Raw genomic sequence first — 16,134 nt, 5'->3', positions numbered from 1 at the left:
CAGATCGGAACACTACCCTACGCTAAGTTACCCGTGGGTAACCTACTTGCGCAAGAGGTCCCTGACTCCTGCGTGAACCGGCGGTACCAGTAACCTCGGAGCAATGAGCGAGGCTGTGACCCCTGCCGCACCCGTGGCCGCACCACATGAACCACTGCCGTTGACCGGCGAGCGGACGGTGCCCGGCATCGCCGAGGAGAACTACTGGTTCCGCCGGCACGAGATCGCCTATGCCCGCCTGCTCGACCGATGCACCGGCAAGGTGGTACTGGAGGCGGGCTCGGGCGAGGGCTACGGCGCCGACATGATCGCGGGCGTCGCCCGGCGTGTCACCGGCCTTGACTACGACGAGGGCGCCGTCGCGCATGTGCGCGCGCGCTACCCCCGCGTGGAGATGATCCAGGGCAACCTCGCCGCGCTGCCCCTCGATGACGAATCCGTCGATGTCGTGGTGAATTTCCAGGTCATCGAACACCTCTGGGACCAGGCACAATTCCTGCGCGAATGCCTGCGCGTGCTTCGCCCCGGCGGTGTGCTGCTGATCAGCACGCCGAACCGGATCACTTTCTCCCCCGGTCGCGACACCCCCCTCAATCCGTTCCACACCCGCGAGCTCAACGCGGCGGAGCTGACCGAACTGCTCGTCGATGCCGGGTTCACCGTCGCCGAGATGCTCGGCGTGCACCACGGCGCGAGCCTGAAAGCGTTGGACGCCAAGCACGGTGGGTCGTTCATCGACGCCCAGATCGAGCGCGCGCTGGCCGGTGAGCCGTGGCCCGCCGACCTCACCGCCGACGTCGCCGCCGTCACCATCGACGATTTCGACCTGCGTGAAGGCGATATCGACGCGAGCCTCGACCTGGTCGCGATCGCCGAAAAGGCAACGCGTTGACCGATTCCCGCTCCGCCGTGCCGGGCCAGTTCACGCTGGTCCTGCACTCCCACTTGCCCTGGCTCGCCCATCACGGGCGCTGGCCGGTCGGCGAGGAATGGCTCTACCAATCCTGGGCCGCGTCGTATCTGCCGCTGGTTCGGGTTCTGAAAACCCTTGCCGCCGAGGGTCATTCGCATCTGCTGAGCCTTGGCATCACGCCCGTGCTCGCCGCGCAGCTCGACGATCCGCACTGCCTCGCTGGCATGCATCACTGGCTGGGCAACTGGCAGTTGCGCGCCGACGAGGCGTCGATGTCGGGAAACGTGGCGCTGGGCCGTCACGAACATCGGCTCGCCGCAACAGCTCTGGCCGATTTCGAACAGAACTGGCAGCACGGCGGTTCGCCGGTATGGCGTTCGCTGATCGACGCCGACGCGATCGAACTGCTCGGCGGACCACTCGCCCATCCGTTCCAGCCGCTGCTCGATCCGCGCCTGCGCCAGTTCCAGCTCACCGAGGGCCTGGCCGACGCGCGACTGCGCTGGGGCACCACGCCGACAGGCATCTGGGCACCCGAATGCGGCTACACCCCCGGCATGGAACGGGGTTACGACGCCGCGGGCATCACTCATTTCATGGTCGACGGTCCGTCACTGCGCGGTGACACCTCGCTCGGCAGACCGGTGCGCGATTCCGACGTGGTCGCCTTCGGGCGCGACCTGGCCGTGAGCTACCGGGTCTGGTCGCCGAAACAGGGCTACCCGGGCCAAAGCGCCTACCGTGATTTCCACCACTACGACCACGCCACGGGGCTCAAGCCCTCGCGCGTCACCGGCAAAACCGTCGACGGTCCTGACAAGGCCCCTTACGATCCCGCGTTGGCGGCCGAAGCGGTCACCCGCGACGTCGCCGACTTCGTCGAGACCGTCCGCAAGCGGCTGATCGAGGAGTCCGAGCGGATCGGCAGGCCCGCCCTCGTGGTGGCCGCGTTCGACACCGAACTGTTCGGGCACTGGTGGCACGAGGGGCCGCAGTGGCTGGAGCAGGTGCTGCGCGCGCTGCCCGAAGCGGGCGTGCAGGTCGGCACCCTCGCCGACGCCCGCGAAAACGGCTTCGTCGGCGAACCCGTGCAGCTCAACGACTCCTCGTGGGGTTCGGGCAAGGACTGGCGGGTGTGGGCGGGCGACCAGGTCGCCGACCTCGTCGAGCTCAACGCCGACATCGTTCGCCTGGCTTTGGACACCCTCGACAAGGTGCGTCGCGACGGATCCCTGCGCGACCCGGTCGCCGATCAGTTGCTGCGTGAGGCGATTCTCACCGTGTCCAGCGACTGGGCGTTCATGGTCAGCAAGGACTCCGCCGCCGGGTACGCCCGCGATCGGGCCCATGAACACGCGCACGCCGTCCGCGAGCTCGCCGAGGCCATCGGCGCCGGACAGTTCGCCAAAGCGACCCGTCTCGCGGCAGGATGGGCGATGGCCGACGGATTCTTCCCTGGTCTGGACGCGCGGCGGTTACCGACCGCTGTCCCGTCGGCCGCCATTGAAGGATCCGTATGAAGATTTTGATGGTGTCGTGGGAGTACCCGCCGGTCGTGGTCGGTGGGCTCGGCCGGCATGTGCATCACCTGGCCGTCGAGCTGGCCGCGGCCGGGCACGAGGTCGTCGTCCTGGCACGTCGACCTACGGGGACCGATTCGGTCACCCATCCCACGCACTCCTCCATCGCCGACGGCGTGCTCGTCGTCGCGGTGGCCGAGGACCCGCCGTGCTTCGACTTCGGTGAGGACATGCTCGCCTGGACCCTTGCCATGGGGCACGCGATGGTGCGTGCCGGGGTGGCACTGGGCAAGCCCGGCGTCGGCGAGGGCTGGACGCCCGATGTGGTGCACGCGCACGACTGGCTCGTCGCGCACCCATCCATCGCGCTCGCGGAATATTACGACGTGCCGCTGGTATCGACGATCCACGCCACCGAGGCCGGACGGCACAGCGGCTGGGTGTCGGGCCGGGTCAACAAGCAGGTCCACTCGGTCGAGTGGTGGCTGACCAACGAATCCGATCAGCTCATCACCTGCTCGACCTCCATGCAGGACGAAGTCGAACGACTCTACGGACCGGAACTGGCCCCGATCACGGTGATCCGCAACGGTATCGACGTCGGCTCGTGGACCTTCCGTCCCCGCGCGCCGCGCTCGGGCCCGCCGCGACTGCTCTATGTCGGCCGCCTCGAGTACGAGAAGGGCGTGCAGGACGCGATCGCCGCGCTCCCCCGCATCCGCCGCGCCCACCCCGGCACCACCCTCACCGTCGCCGGCGTGGGCACCCAGTTCGAGTGGCTGCGTGAGCGGGCCCGCGTGCACCGCGTCGCCCGCGCCGTCCACTTCGTCGGCAGCCTCGGCCACGAAGAACTTCTGGGCTGGCTGCACGGCGCCGATGCCATCGTCCTGCCGAGCCGCTACGAGCCCTTCGGCATCGTCGCCCTCGAGGCCGCCGCCGCGGGCGTCCCCCTGATCGCCTCCACCGCAGGCGGTTTGGGCGAAGCGGTGATCGACGGCGTCACCGGCGCGTCCTTCGCCCCCGCCGACGTCGACGGCCTGGTAGACGCCACCCGAGCCGTCCTCGACGACCCCGCCACCGCCCAGGCCCGCGCCCGCACAGCCCGAGAACGCCTCACCGCCGACTTCGCCTGGGACGTAGTAGCCACCGAAACCGCCCAGGTCTACACCGCCGCCAAACGCCGAGTCCGCACCTCCCTCGGCCGCCCCGACATCGTGGAAAGACCACTGCCGGAACGTGATCCGAAGTAGCGCCCGGATCCCGGCGAAAGCCTTACCACCCACTGTAAACCTCTCCTTGACAACAGGCACTGCAAAGGTAGTCTTTACAGTGTGGAGATCAAAGCATCGGCACACAAACATGGAATCGCCGACGCTGACATCACCCACGCCTATGAAAATGCATTACGTCTCGTGGAGTACGAGTACGACGGTGAGCAGCGATTGTTGATCATCGGCCCTGATCTGGCAGGGCGCCTACTCGAACTCGTGGCGGTTCCGGCCGGAGTCCCGAACCGGATCATCCACGCCGACCAGCTGAGACGAAAGTTTCACGACTACCTGAGGTGATTGCGATGCCGACGACCAAGAAGAAGACCACGGCCAAGCGCACCCCACGACGGGTGGCTGGTCGACCTACCTCTGCCCCCAGCTCGCCGAAGGCGAATGCTGCGCCCCGTAACGACGACACCGGCCTCGATCAGTTGGATCCGGCCACTACCCCCGCGACCGACGCAACTCACTTCCGCCGCATCATCGCCGCACGGAAGAGAATCGCCGAAGCCGAGGCAGAACTGCGGGATGCGGTGCGAGATGCGCACGCGGAGGGTAACTCCTGGACCGTCATCGGCACGGCATTGGACACAACCCGCCAGGCTGCGTTCCAGCGATTTGGAAAGGCCTGACATCGTCCCGGTAGTCCGGATTGTCCGGACCGGGTGAGCTGCCCGTCCAAGTGGATCGCCGCAAGCTGACGAAGGTCGCGCGGATTCTCGCCGAGTTCCTTCGCTTCCTCGACCATCCACGTTCGGGCGCGGCCGAGTTCGTCGACATGGGCAGGCATTGGGTCACCGTCCGTGATTCCGTCACCCAGGGAACGCTGCGGGCCGGTGATGCGAAAGCTCTGACGGTCGCCGACACATGGGTATCGCTGTGCAGGCACCTCGCGCTGCGGCTCACCGCCGAACTCGGCGTCGAGGTCAAGCATGTCCTCGCCCGCAAGTTCCACGCCGATCCGGCGGTACGCGCCGCTGCCGTCGCCGAACGACTGGCCACCGACGGGTCGTTCGAGGCAGTCCTGCGCATCCCCGAAACCGCGGGCGACCTCACCGTCATCGCTGATGTGCGTACCAACAAGGTCCGCTGCCGCACCACCATCGCCGCACCCGACGAGGGCACCCAGGCCCGCCGGGTGTCCTGGCTGACCAAACAGCTCGCCGACGCATCCGGGCATGTCCAGGTCGAGGCCGTCTTCGCAGATCGTGGCAATGAAACCTGCGAATTCCTCGACACCGTCCGAACCACCCCGAAGTCGCTCATCGACGGCCGCACCAGCCCGATCGTCTCGTTCACTCTCGAACAGACCTTCCCGATGGGCAACAAACGCTCCGGCACCGCGGCCAGCTTCATCGCCAGCGTCACCACGGCCGCCGAAGCCTTCTACGGCTCGGTGGTGCAATCTCTGCGCGAGTGGGTACCCGCGGCCCCTGAACAGGCCGACGTCACTCCGACGGATCCGGTCGAGTAGTTCGATTACCTCTCAACGGATCGCGAGCGCCTGGGCTGTTCACCCGTGCAGCGGCTCAGGCTGGAGGCCGCCGCCGTGGTAGCGGGTGGCGGCGTTCCAGAGGAAGAAGCTGTCTATGCCCGCGTCTCGGGTGGCGTCGATCTGGGCGCGGAGTTCGGCGTCGCCGTAGGTGACGCCGAGGCTGAAGTCCTGGAGCCACGGGACCACTTTCGCGCCGGTGCCCGCCGTTGCCACCTGGAAGTCTTTCAGTGAGCGGAAGATGATGTCGTAGGGCTGGGCGTTGGGGTTCGCGACGCCGTACTCGCCGGGGCCCCAATGCGATGGGTAGACCATCGGTGCGACGAAGTCGACGCTGCGGGAGATGAGGGGGATGTCCTGGGCGATCTCGTCGGGGCGGGTGGAGGCGATTCCGTAGACCGCGGCGCTCAGGTGCGCCCCCGCCAGGTGCACCGGGTAGCGGCTCTCGGCGAGGAAGTCCGCGACCGCGGTGGCGGGAGTGCCGGTGAGTCCGGCGAAATTCATGCTGGTCAGGCTGCCGTCCGGGCGGCGGACGTAGTCGTACATGATGCCGTCGAAGCCGAGCTGTGCGGCTTCCACGGCGAGGTCGATGTTGTAGCGGCGTACGTCGGGGTGCGCGAGATTGGTGAAGGCGATCGGGCCGTAGTGGCTGGAATAGGGCTGACCGGACGGGTTCTGGACGACCCAGTCGGGCCTGCCGTTGTGCCAGGCCCACGCGGCCACGGTCGGATCCCGGAACGCGACGATACGGCCGACCACCTGCAAGCCCATGTCGTGTAATTGCCGCAGGGCCGCTGGTGCGTCGTAAATCGAAGCGACGGCACCGGATTCGCGGGCGAGAGACACTTGGGAGTCGTAGCCGACGATGCCGTCCTCGTCCTTGATATCGAGCTGCACGGTGTCGATGCGACCTTCCCGAGCGAGGTCGAGAACGGCTTCGCGCAAGCCTTCGTGCGACCACGCGTGCGCGGTGACATGCACAGCCCGCATCCTCGGCAGCGCGAGCGTCGTGACGGCGATGCCGCTGCTCTGATTGCCCGCGGCGTCCACCGCCACGACCTCGACAGCGGGCGCCCACGGCACCGAGATCTCGAACGCACCGTCCGGAGCCGGGGTCACCGTGTCCTCGCCGATGGACACCCGTACCGCGTCGACAGCGTTACCGCGCACCACAATCGGCTCGCGATACGAACGCGTGGGATCGGCCGGTGTCAGCTGAAGGGTCGGTGGCACGGTGTCCGCCGATGGCAGCTCGCCGGATCTACTCAGCGAGAATCCGGCCACCAGAGAGACGACCAGCGACGCGAGTGCGACACCGATAACGGGGGTCCTCCATCGCCGTCGATCGGCCGATCGGAGCTGCAATCCCAACGTCAACACCGCCTTCCAAAACCATTGACAGGCTAACTATTTCGTAGTTCCGACACGGCGTACTCGGTATCGATGGATCGACTGTAATCCGTCGCCGCGGCGTAATATCGCATTGATGACGGGCGGTTCGAACACAATGTTGCGGCTCGCGTCAGCGACAGCACTGGCAGCCGCACTCACGGCCTGTGCCGCCGTGGACAAAGAAGCGGCTTCGGCGCACCCGGCGGTGCCGGTGACGACCACCGCGAAACCGGCACCACCGAATCCGGCCGAGATCGCCGCCAACGAACTGGGATTCGTCCCGGTCCTGATGTATCACCAGATCGCACCGAACCCGGCGGGCGAATACGACCAGACCCCGGCGGAGTTCCGGGACGAACTGGAACGGCTGTATCGCGAGGGCTACCGCCCGGTAACCGCCGCGCAATACATCTCCGGCGACCTCGACCTGCCTGCCGGTACCCACCCGGTGGTACTCACCTTCGACGATTCCACCGGCAGCCAACTCAGCTTCACCGACTCCGGCGCGGTGACCCCCGACAGCGCCGCGGGCATCCTCGCTGAGTTCGGCGCCCGCTACCCGGACTTCCGGCCGGTGGCCACCTTCTACGTCAACAACGAGCCCTTCGGCGGCGACCCGCGCGCGCTGCCATGGCTGGTGGCGAACGGCCATGAAATAGGAGCGCACACCGCCGATCACGCGAATCTCGCGAGCCTGGACGCCGACAATGTGCAACGCGAACTGGTGCAGAACGTGCGCGCGGTGACCACGGCGGCGCCCGGAGTCACCGTGCGTACCATGGCGCTGCCGCTCGGCATCTATCCCCGCGACCACGCGCTGGCCACGGCGGGCACCTGGGACGGCACCCCTTACCGCTTCGACGCCGTGATGCTGGTGGGCTCCAACCCGGCGCCCACCCCGTACGGCACGGTCGACCCCGGTGGGGTGCCGCGTATCCGATCGGGCCGGGGTGCGGTCCCCTTCGATTCGGCCTATTGGCTCGACTGGCTCGCCGCGAACCCGGACCAGCGCTACACCGCTGACGGCGACCCGGCGCGCATCTCCTTCACCCAGCAGCGAGCGACGGAACTCGACGTGCGCTGGCTGGACCGAGCCAACCCGTACTGAGGTGCGGCGTACCAGGTCTGGCGTACCTTCGCCGGGGATCCGGCCGTGCGCAGGTGAGGAACGCTGTCGCGGCTGCGCCTCTCAGGCGTCCGGCGTGAAGGCGAAGATCTCGCCGAGCCGGGTTGCCACGACGACTTCACCTTCCGGACCGATGGAGGTCCCCGTTGTGGTGCCGGTAGCGGCCGGAAGGGGGTCGGAATCGATGGTGTTGCCGGTGGTGGTGTCGAAGGTGATGAGGTTCAGACCCGCGCCGATGGCGGCGACGGTGTAGCCGATGTCGCCCGCGGTTTGGGCCGGGGTGCCACGGAGGGTGAGGTCCTTGCGCTCCCAGACGATTTCGGCCTTGTCATCGCTGTCGTGCAGTGCTGTCAGGTAGCCGTCGTCGCCCGCCGGGATGATCAGATCGCCGGCGACGGAGATGCCGCCGCGGGGCGCCCACGGCAGGGGCTGGGTCCAGCGGGTGGCGCCGTCGGCGGTGTTCAGGGCGATGAGGCGCTTGCTGTTGTCGCCGATGTAGACGGTGGCGCCGTCGGCGGAGAGGGCGGGGCTGGTCGCGCTACCACCGGTGAGGACCTCGGCGCTCCACTCCTGGGTCACGGTGCCGTCGGCGTAGCGCATCGCGCGCAGGGCGGCGGCCTGCTTGCCCGGCTCCCAGACGGTGACGAAGAAGCGGCCGGTCGACGGGTCGACGGCGGTGGTGTTGGCGACAGCGCAGCGGGGGCCGCCGGTCTGGCAGTCGTCGAGGCCGTCGCCGGAGGCGGGACGGGTGAGACCGGGGTACTTCAGGAAGTCGGGTTCGCCGAGCAACTGCATTGTCGGCACCTCACGACCGCCGGTCTGCCGGCTGAGCACGTCGACCTGGCCGGACTGGGTCACCGTCAGCACATTGCCGTCACCGGTGAACTGGATCGCCACCGGCACGCCCGCCACCGGGGTGCGCCAGCGCGGCTGACCGAGATAGTTGAACGAATTCACCGCGCCGTCGTCACCGACGTAGACATTGCTGACCCCGTCGAGCACGGTCGGCGCCGCGATCGTCGACGGTCCCAGCGGGTTGCAGAAGCGTTTGCGGCCGGTGCGCATCTGGAAGGAGAAGATCGCGCAGTTGCCGGTGTTGGTGGTGACGAACATCTGGCCCTCGGCGCCGATCGTCAACGGCTGGGCGATCGGGCCGCCCACCGGACGTGACCAGCTCAGCGACATCGAGTCCGCACCCGACACCGGGCTACTGCTCGCATTACTGCCGTCGTGATGCGTTGCGGGCCAACCTTTTCCGGCGCCGACCTTGATGTCGTCCACATCCGTGCCGCACCCGGCCAGCGCCACCACACCGGCGGCAGCGAGCGAGGCAACGACGCGAGTCCGAGTTCGCACCTGCTGATCTCCCTGAGTAATCGGGGTATGGCACGGTAAGTGTGCCCTGCGAAAGTACTCTGTGTACCCGACGACCGAATCCCCGGGGCAGCCCCGGCGGATCATGACGGGAGAGTAGTTCGTGACGAGCATGTGGGGTGCGCCACTGAGCGCGCGCTGGCGTGGATCACGCCGCCGCGATCCGCAGCAGGCCCGATTTCTGACCAGGGATTCGCTGCGCTGGGTGCTCGCCAACCGCGCCTACACCCCCTGGTACCTGGTGCGGTACTACCGCCTGGCCAAGTTCCGCCTGGCCAACCCGCATATCGTGCTGCGCGGAATGGTCTTCCTCGGCCGCAATGTGGAGATCCACGCGACCCCGGAACTCGCGCGCATGGAGATCGGCCGCTGGGTGCACATCGGCGACGGCAACGCCCTGCGTTGCCACGAGGGCTCGCTGCGCATCGGCGACAAGGTGGTGTTCGGCAAGGACAACGTCGTCAACACCTACCTCGACATCGAGATCGGTGAGTCGACCCTGGTCGCCGACTGGTGCTACATCTGCGACTTCGACCATCGCATGGACGACATCAACATGCCCATCAAGGATCAGGGCATCGTGAAGAGCCCCGTGCGGATCGGCCCCGACACCTGGATCGCGGCCAAGGTGACGGTGCTGCGCGATACCAGGGTGGGGCGTGGGTGTGTGCTCGGCGCACACGCGGTGGTGCGTGGGGACGTCCCCGACTACAGCATCGCCGTCGGCGCTCCCGCCAAGGTCGTGAAGAACCGCAAGGTCGCGTGGGATGCGAGCGCCGAGGAGCGCGAGGCCTACATGGCGGCCCTGGCCGATATCGAGCGCAAGAAGAATGCCGCCGCTCAGACCTAGCAGTTCGCGGACATGGGCGCCGGAAGCGATGGTGCGTGTCGGTGCAGGTCGGTACGGTCAGCAGCGTGGACAGTTATGCGGCGCTGCTGCGGGGGATCATGCCGACCAACCCGAACATGCGCAACGAGAAACTGCGCGCGGTGTTCGAGGGGCTCGGCTTCGAGAAGGTCGCCTCGGTGTTGACGAGCGGCAACGTCGTGTTCGGCACCGCTGACGACCCCGCCGACCTGGAAGAGCGCATTCAGCAGGCACTCAACACCGAACTCGGCATCCCCGGCGGCACCATCGTCCGCAGCCACCCCGAACTGCGCGCCCTTCTCGACCGCGACCCGTTCGAAGGCCTCCCCCACGAACGCGGCTCCTACCTGACCGTCACCTTCTTCAAAACGAGAATGCGCGAAGCCGACACCGAAGCCTTCGACGACGACCCCCTCACCCGTGTCATCGGCTACGACCGCAAGGCCCGCGCCTTCCTCACCGTTATCGACAACAGCACCGGCAAAACGCCCGACTTCATGGCCCGCCTGGAGAAGACCTACGGCAAGGACATCACCACCCGCACCTGGCTCACGGTGCAGCGCGTGGTGAAGAAGATGGAAGCCTGAGCGACCCCAGTCGGCGGTGGCAGGTCTGAACGCGTGGTCCGACCAGCCGCACCGCCGCCTCGACGGCGTCCTCCTTGCGCTCGACACCGACGAACACCGTGCCGCGGATGGTGAGTAGCTCTTTCGCGCGGTCAGTCAGTGGTGGCTGCGACTGCTCGGCAGAGGAAGACGACGCCGGCTCGGCCGATTCGAGTGATCACCAGGGTGTACGGGGTCGAGCCGCGTAGTTTGAGTTTCTTGCGCAGTGCGTCGGGGTCCACGTCCACGCCGCGGACGAGGATCTCCAACGCTCCGCAGTCGCGGCGAGCCAGTTCCTGGCGCAGGGTCTTCTCGCGGAGTTCGAAGCGGTCTTCGATGCGGAAGCCGCGCATGCCCGGTGGGACCGTGTCGCCGGTGAGGTAGGCGATGCGGGGGTCCAGTTGCCAGAGGCCGTGTTTCGCGGCGTAGTGGCGAACCAGGCCCGCACGAACGACCGCTCCGTCGGGGTCAACGATCCAGTCGCCGGGCGGAAGATCGGGGATGTCGTCGGGAGCGGCGTCGGTGAGAGTCGTTGTGCTGCCGCGGGAATCGAGGACGGTGGCGCGGCGGGCGATGCCGGGCTCGGTGAGACCGGGCGACCACAGGCAGGCTTCGCGGACAGCGCCGTCGAGGGAGACGATCTCGACTTCGCCGTCCCAGGCGAGGCGGTCGAAATCGAGTCCGGGAGCGGATTTCACGGCGATGTCGCGGCCGGCGTAGGCGGCCAGTAGGTCGGGCAGCGGAGGTTGGAGTTTCGCCGGATCGTAGGTGCGGCGGCCGTCGGCGCGGCGGGCCGGGTCGGCGATGATCACGGTGTCGCGGGTGGTGGGTGTGAGGGCATCGGCCTTGGCCAGCACGATGTTTCGGCTCCGAGCCAGGCTACCGAGGACAGCGCCGCGGTCGGCGACCCCGGCGAGCGCGAGTCGATCCCGCTCGGAGACGGCAAACACCGCTGCCCCACGGCCGCCCCGCTCGATATCGTGGCCGGCGTCCGAGGTTGACGAGCGCGGCCCGATCGGTTCGGGAACCGACAGCGGCGCGACACCGAGATTGTGCGCGGCCATCGCCAGCCGCACCTCGTCGAGATCGCTGCCGATCACCGCCGGGCACACCGCGGCCAACTCGGACAGTTCCGCGCCGATCGAACAGGTGACATCCTGGACTGCGCGACCGGCCAACCGAGCGGCCCGGTGGCGGGCGACCAGTGCGGGCGTCGCCTGCTGCAAGGCATCGTCGGTGAACAACCACTCGGCGGCGCCGGGCAACTTCACCATGGCCTTACGACGCAACCGCACGGTCTCGATCAGCGCGGCGGCACGATCATCGTGGGAACGACGCACCTGCTCGATATCGCGCAGGTGCGTCGCGGGGGTCAGCTCCAGCCGGTCGACCTCGGCGAGCGCGGCACGGCCTGCCGCGCTACCGAGATAGGCGACGTCGTCGCGGCCGAAGCGGTAGCCCACCTACTTCTTCGCCGCGCCCGGCTTCACGCCGGTGATCATCGCGTTGTAGAAGAACTCGCGCGGCACGACCTTGCGCAGCACGTTCTCGTCCAGCCAGCTCAGACCCAGCCACGCGCGGTACTGCGCCAGGCGGTACGGCATGGTCAGCTTCTCGTCGGGGACGGCGGCCTCGAAGGTGCGCACCGGCCAGCCCCACAGGGCGGCGGCGAGTTCCTCGGTGGTGGCCAACACGTCGACCGCACCCGCGGACTTCGCCATCTTCTCGAGATCGCTCGGGTCGAAGGTGTGCAGGTCGACGACGGCCTCGAGCGCGGCCGCGCGGGAGGACTCGTCAAGTTCGGTCTGCGGGCGGCGCCAGCCGGACAGGAACGGCAGCTTGGTGATCTCGGTGGTCACCTTCCAGGTGGCCTGGCCGAGGCGGCGAGCGTAGATGTTGCCGATGGTGGTCGGCTCGCCGGCGAACACGAAGCGTCCGCCCGGCTTGAGCACGCGCAGGCACTCCTTGAGCGCCAGCTCCACGTCGGGGATGTGGTGCAGCACGGCATGGCCGCAGACCAGATCGAAGGTGTCGTCGTCGTACGGGATGGTCTCGGCGTCGGCGACGCGACCGTCGACGTCGAGGCCGAGGTGCTCGGCGTTGCGCAGCGCGACCTTCACCATGCCGGGCGAGAGGTCGGTGACCGAACCGGTCTTCGCGACACCGCCCTGCATCAGGTTGAGCAGGAAGAATCCCGTGCCACAGCCGAGCTCGAGCGCACGCTCGTAGGGCAGTGGGGCGGGACCGACTGCCAGGTCGAACCGGCCGCGGGCATACGCGATACAGCGTTCGTCATAGGAGATCGACCACTTGTCGTCGTAGGTCTCCGCCTCCCAGTCGTGGTAGAGGACCTGGGCGAGCTTGGTGTCCTTGAGCGCTGCTTCGACCTGTGCCTGCGTGGCGTGCGGGTTCGGCGCCGGATCGTCGGGATGAACCGTCATACAGGTCAGCCTAATATGTGCGCCCGAGCACGCCTCCCCTGGGACGAGGGTCGGCGGCTTCGGCCACGCGGGACCGCGTCTGCGCAGACGCACGGAACGGGCATTAACTTCGCTCCCGCTGATCCCGTCCGGACATCGGTAACTCGCCAGCTACCTCATACCGGTACCTCGAACTGCGTCCCGGAGAACTCGGCCAGGCGGTCGGCTAGCGCCCGGTGAAGGTGGCGGCGTTCGGGCCCTCCGCGGCGAAGGTGCGGGTGCCGGTGCGGGCGTCGTCGGTGTCGAACAGGGCTGACCATTCGGTGACAGCGGTGGAGTGGCCGTGTGGACCGGATTCGAAGACCGCCTTGGCGGCGGCGAGAGCGCGTGGAGCGGCGGTGACGAACTGGGCGGCCCAGGCACGGGCCGCGCTGAGCACGTCATCGGGGGCGACGACCTCGTCGACCAGGCCGAGCTTCGCGGCTTCCTCGGCGTCGACGAAACGGCCGGTGTAGACGAGGTCCTTGGCGCGGCTCGCGCCGATGAGCAGCGAGAGCCGACGGATGCCGGAGAGCGGGATCAGACCCGCTTTGATCTGCGGCAGACCGAGTTTCACGTTGTCGCCGACGATCCGGTGGTCGGCGCCGAGCGCGAGTTCGAGGCCGGCGCCGAGGCAGTAGCCGGTGATCGCGGCGACCGTCGGCTTCGGAACCCGCGTGAGACAGCCGAGTGCGGCTTGTAGATCGGCGGCCATGGCCGCCGCCTGCCCGGCGTCGAGTTCGGCCAGCTCCGACATCTCGTCGCCCGCGCTGAACACCCGCTCGTCGCCGTAGACGATCAGGGCCGAGACCCCGGGATGCTGGGCCACCGTGGCCGCCGCGGCCGCCACCTCACGGGCCAGCTGAGCGTCGACGAGGTTCAGCGGCGGACGATCGATGCGCAACAGCGCGACGCCACGGGTGGTCGGCTCGGCGGGCAGCTCGAGGGTCACGAATTCGGCCATGCGCCACAACCTACCGGCCGCCGAGTGCACCCAACCGCGGCAGCTCGTCGAAATACCGTTCGTTGCCGGGGAAGTTCGACAGTGGACGGCCACCCGCTCCCGGCGTGTACTTCGGCATGATCGGCTCGACGATTCGGTCGGCGGCCAGCACGGCCGCGGTGTCGGCGAACCCGCACAGCGCGTCGAGCTGCGACCACGTCGGTGGCATCAGTACGTGTTCGCCCGCCCGCCAGCTCACCAGGGCGTCCTGCGGTGTCCGCCAGGTCACCTGGGCGGCCTCGGAGGTAGCGCCGTCGGCGATCTGGCCCGGTGGCAGCACCGCGACGAAGAAGCGGGTGTCGTAACGGCGGGGCTCGGCCTCGGGCGTGATCCAGTTCGACCACGGGCGCAGCAGATCGGCGCGCAATACCAAGCCCTCGGCCGCGAGGAAATCGGCCAGCGAGAGTTCGCGGCGCTCCAGCTTGCCCCGTGCCTCGCGATAGCGCGCCGAGTCGTCGACGACAGAATCGGCGGTCGGGCCGGCGAGCAGCACTCCGCATTCCTCGAAGGTTTCCCGCACGGCAGCGGCGACGAGCGCCTGCGCGGTCTGTTCGCCGGTGGCGAAACGCTCTGCCCACCAGGCAGGTTCGGGGCCAGTCCAGGCGATATCGGCCGTCCCGTCGGCAGCGTCGACGCCGCCGCCGGGGAACACTGTCATCCCCGCCGCGAACGCCATCTCGCTGACCCGGCGCTGCAGGAACACCTCGATACCCGCTTGGCCGTCACGCACCAGCATCACGGTCGACGCATCCCGCGCGGGGACCCCGGACTCACTCATACCGTTCCTCTCCACCACCGAACCGACCGCCCGGCGACCAACACCGCACCGGCCTGCCGACCGGACCAGGCTGCCTACTTCGAGCGCAGCCACCTTTCAGCACCCTAACGCCCGCTTGGTCGACGGTGCGTCGAGATCCTCGACCCGGTCGGCGCCTGCCAGGTCGGGCAGGCGGAATCGGCGCCCACCCGGTGACGGCCGCGGGTGAGTTCAGTGAGCCACGGTCAGTTCCGGCGCCGATGGCCGCCTGACCGACGAGCTCGCCGCGCGAACCAGCGCCCGTCGACCCGGTCCAGGGCGATCGACTGGCTGAAGGCGTTGCTCAGATTCTCGGCGGTGAGCACATCGCCGAGGAGCCCTTGGCCGACCACCTCGCCCTCTTTGAGCAGCAGCGCATGGGTGAAGCCGGGCGGGATCTCCTCGACGTGATGGGTCACCAGCACCATCGCGGGCGCGTCGGGGTCGGCGGCGAGATCACCGAGACGCTCGACGAGTTCCTCACGCCCACCCAGGTCGAGGCCCGCGGCCGGTTCGTCGAGCAACAGCAGTTCCGGATCGGTCATCAGGGCGCGCGCGATCAGCACCCGCTTGCGTTCGCCTTCGGACAGGGTGCCGTAGGTGCGGTCGGAAAGGTGTTCGGCACCGAGGGTTTCCAGCATGTCGACGGCGCGTTCGGTGTCGATGTCCTCGTAGCGTTCGCGCCAGCGGCCGAGCACCGCGTAGCCGGCCGAGACCACCAGGTCGCTGACCTTCTCGTCCACCGGGATCCGGCTGGCCACCGCCGCCGAGGACAGCCCGATGCGTGGTCGCAATTCGCTGACGTCGACGCGACCGAGCGTCTCCCCCAGCAGATTCGCGTCACCAGAGGTCGGATGCAGTTCGGCGGCGGCCATTCTCAGCAGCGAGGTCTTGCCCGCGCCGTTCGGGCCGAGCACCACCCAGCGTTCGTCGAGCTCTACTTGCCAAGAGACAGGGCCGACCAGGGTTCGACCCGAGCGGCGGATGGTCACGTCGGAGAAGTCGATGAGCAGATCGGGATCGGGTTGCGACACGGGCTCCATCTTGGCCCACGCGGGCTCTCAGCGCAGCGACCGGCCCGTAGGAGATTCGTCGGTCCTGGTCGTCGACGGGTCGCGCGCGTGGCGAACTTCTGTGCGCAACATCCGCGCGGCGACAAAAGAGACAGGCACCGACAGCACGATCCAGACGATCAGGATCACCACAATCGTCGTCATCATCGCGGAACCTCCCTGAGCCTCGATGTGCCTGGCTGTCGGTTACCTATACCCGCGTGGCACCCACGCCACACCGCGTTGTCGCGGCGAGTCGCGAA

Annotated in this window: 16 protein-coding genes and 1 pseudogene; 9 read left to right on the top strand and 8 right to left on the bottom strand. The window is 68.1% G+C overall.

Annotated features, from left to right (window positions below; all coding sequences use genetic code 11):
• The first annotated feature begins 103 nt into the window (after positions 1-103).
• The 6 genes and pseudogenes from ACTWPB_RS15435 to ACTWPB_RS15410 all read left to right on the top strand — a co-directional run.
• Positions 104-892: a class I SAM-dependent methyltransferase gene (locus tag ACTWPB_RS15435; protein ID WP_446221364.1), complete on the top strand. Its 789-nt coding sequence runs from the start codon at positions 104-106 to the stop codon at positions 890-892.
• Complete coding sequence (locus ACTWPB_RS15430) at positions 889-2,433, top strand: 1,4-alpha-glucan branching protein domain-containing protein (RefSeq protein ID WP_446221363.1); 1,545 nt, start codon at positions 889-891, stop codon at positions 2,431-2,433. Before ACTWPB_RS15435 ends, ACTWPB_RS15430 begins: the two co-directional genes overlap by 4 nt.
• Positions 2,430-3,683, top strand: coding sequence for a glycosyltransferase family 4 protein (locus tag ACTWPB_RS15425; protein ID WP_446221362.1), 1,254 nt, complete (start codon positions 2,430-2,432; stop codon positions 3,681-3,683). Before ACTWPB_RS15430 ends, ACTWPB_RS15425 begins: the two co-directional genes overlap by 4 nt.
• A gap of 81 nt (positions 3,684-3,764) precedes the next feature.
• Positions 3,765-4,001: a hypothetical protein gene (locus tag ACTWPB_RS15420; protein ID WP_405147930.1), complete on the top strand. Its 237-nt coding sequence runs from the start codon at positions 3,765-3,767 to the stop codon at positions 3,999-4,001.
• A gap of 5 nt (positions 4,002-4,006) precedes the next feature.
• The gene (locus ACTWPB_RS15415; protein WP_387213992.1) at positions 4,007-4,336 is read left to right on the top strand and encodes a hypothetical protein; all 330 of its coding nucleotides are present in this window, start codon (positions 4,007-4,009) and stop codon (positions 4,334-4,336) included.
• 32 nt (positions 4,337-4,368) lie between these two features.
• A pseudogene (locus ACTWPB_RS15410) lies at positions 4,369-5,178 on the top strand (TerD family protein); the annotation flags it as partial.
• 39 nt (positions 5,179-5,217) lie between these two features.
• Here the strand turns inward: ACTWPB_RS15410 and ACTWPB_RS15405 are convergent.
• Complete coding sequence (locus ACTWPB_RS15405; protein ID WP_446221361.1) at positions 5,218-6,429, bottom strand: putative glycoside hydrolase; 1,212 nt, start codon at positions 6,427-6,429, stop codon at positions 5,218-5,220.
• Between the two features lie 253 nt (positions 6,430-6,682).
• Between ACTWPB_RS15405 and ACTWPB_RS15400 the strand changes: the two genes are divergently transcribed.
• Complete coding sequence (locus ACTWPB_RS15400; protein WP_446221360.1) at positions 6,683-7,696, top strand: polysaccharide deacetylase family protein; 1,014 nt, start codon at positions 6,683-6,685, stop codon at positions 7,694-7,696.
• 81 nt (positions 7,697-7,777) lie between these two features.
• Here ACTWPB_RS15400 and ACTWPB_RS15395 read toward each other — a convergent pair whose 3' ends face one another.
• Positions 7,778-9,070 carry an outer membrane protein assembly factor BamB family protein gene (locus ACTWPB_RS15395; protein WP_446221359.1) on the bottom strand — a complete coding sequence of 431 codons (1,293 nt, stop codon included), beginning with the start codon at positions 9,068-9,070 and terminating at the stop codon, positions 7,778-7,780.
• A gap of 121 nt (positions 9,071-9,191) precedes the next feature.
• Here ACTWPB_RS15395 and ACTWPB_RS15390 point away from each other — a divergent pair, with 121 nt between their 5' ends.
• Positions 9,192-9,938, top strand: a complete 747-nt coding sequence (locus tag ACTWPB_RS15390; RefSeq protein WP_446221358.1) for an acyltransferase — start codon at positions 9,192-9,194, stop codon at positions 9,936-9,938.
• A 65-nt stretch (positions 9,939-10,003) separates the two neighbouring features.
• Positions 10,004-10,543, top strand: a complete 540-nt coding sequence (locus tag ACTWPB_RS15385; RefSeq protein WP_446221357.1) for a DUF1697 domain-containing protein — start codon at positions 10,004-10,006, stop codon at positions 10,541-10,543.
• A 131-nt stretch (positions 10,544-10,674) separates the two neighbouring features.
• Here the strand turns inward: ACTWPB_RS15385 and ACTWPB_RS15380 are convergent, their stop codons facing one another.
• From ACTWPB_RS15380 to ACTWPB_RS15355, 6 genes are all read right to left on the bottom strand, one after another.
• Positions 10,675-12,024 (bottom strand): THUMP-like domain-containing protein, encoded by a 1,350-nt coding sequence (locus ACTWPB_RS15380; protein WP_446221356.1) that lies wholly within the window; start codon positions 12,022-12,024, stop codon positions 10,675-10,677.
• Entirely contained in the window at positions 12,025-13,002 is a 978-nt protein-coding gene (locus tag ACTWPB_RS15375) for a class I SAM-dependent methyltransferase (protein WP_446221355.1), read from the bottom strand.
• Between the two features lie 205 nt (positions 13,003-13,207).
• Entirely contained in the window at positions 13,208-13,984 is a 777-nt protein-coding gene (locus ACTWPB_RS15370) for an enoyl-CoA hydratase-related protein (protein WP_446221354.1), read from the bottom strand.
• Between the two features lie 10 nt (positions 13,985-13,994).
• Positions 13,995-14,801: an NUDIX hydrolase gene (locus ACTWPB_RS15365; protein ID WP_446221353.1), complete on the bottom strand. Its 807-nt coding sequence runs from the start codon at positions 14,799-14,801 to the stop codon at positions 13,995-13,997.
• Positions 14,802-15,025: 224 nt separating this feature from the next.
• Positions 15,026-15,862, bottom strand: coding sequence for an ABC transporter ATP-binding protein (locus ACTWPB_RS15360; RefSeq protein WP_446221352.1), 837 nt, complete (start codon positions 15,860-15,862; stop codon positions 15,026-15,028).
• 18 nt (positions 15,863-15,880) lie between these two features.
• Positions 15,881-16,039, bottom strand: coding sequence for a hypothetical protein (locus ACTWPB_RS15355; RefSeq protein WP_446221351.1), 159 nt, complete (start codon positions 16,037-16,039; stop codon positions 15,881-15,883).
• Between the last annotated feature and the right edge of the window lie 95 nt (positions 16,040-16,134).

This window comes from Nocardia sp. IBHARD005 (assembly GCF_052814245.1).
This window is presented reverse-complemented; position numbering and strand designations above follow the sequence as displayed.

Bases quoted from the DNA above. Each gene is read 5' to 3' on its own strand.
- ACTWPB_RS15400 (WP_446221360.1), top strand. From the start codon at position 6,683: ATGACGGGCGGTTCGAACACAATGTTGCGGCTCGCGTCAGCGACAGCA.
- ACTWPB_RS15360 (WP_446221352.1), bottom strand. From the start codon at position 15,862: ATGGAGCCCGTGTCGCAACCCGATCCCGATCTGCTCATCGACTTCTCC.
- ACTWPB_RS15375 (WP_446221355.1), bottom strand. From the start codon at position 13,002: ATGACGGTTCATCCCGACGATCCGGCGCCGAACCCGCACGCCACGCAG.
- ACTWPB_RS15355 (WP_446221351.1), bottom strand. From the start codon at position 16,039: ATGATGACGACGATTGTGGTGATCCTGATCGTCTGGATCGTGCTGTCG.
- ACTWPB_RS15415 (WP_387213992.1), top strand. From the start codon at position 4,007: ATGCCGACGACCAAGAAGAAGACCACGGCCAAGCGCACCCCACGACGG.
- ACTWPB_RS15365 (WP_446221353.1), bottom strand. From the start codon at position 14,801: ATGAGTGAGTCCGGGGTCCCCGCGCGGGATGCGTCGACCGTGATGCTG.
- ACTWPB_RS15435 (WP_446221364.1), top strand. From the start codon at position 104: ATGAGCGAGGCTGTGACCCCTGCCGCACCCGTGGCCGCACCACATGAA.
- ACTWPB_RS15425 (WP_446221362.1), top strand. From the start codon at position 2,430: ATGAAGATTTTGATGGTGTCGTGGGAGTACCCGCCGGTCGTGGTCGGT.
- ACTWPB_RS15370 (WP_446221354.1), bottom strand. From the start codon at position 13,984: ATGGCCGAATTCGTGACCCTCGAGCTGCCCGCCGAGCCGACCACCCGT.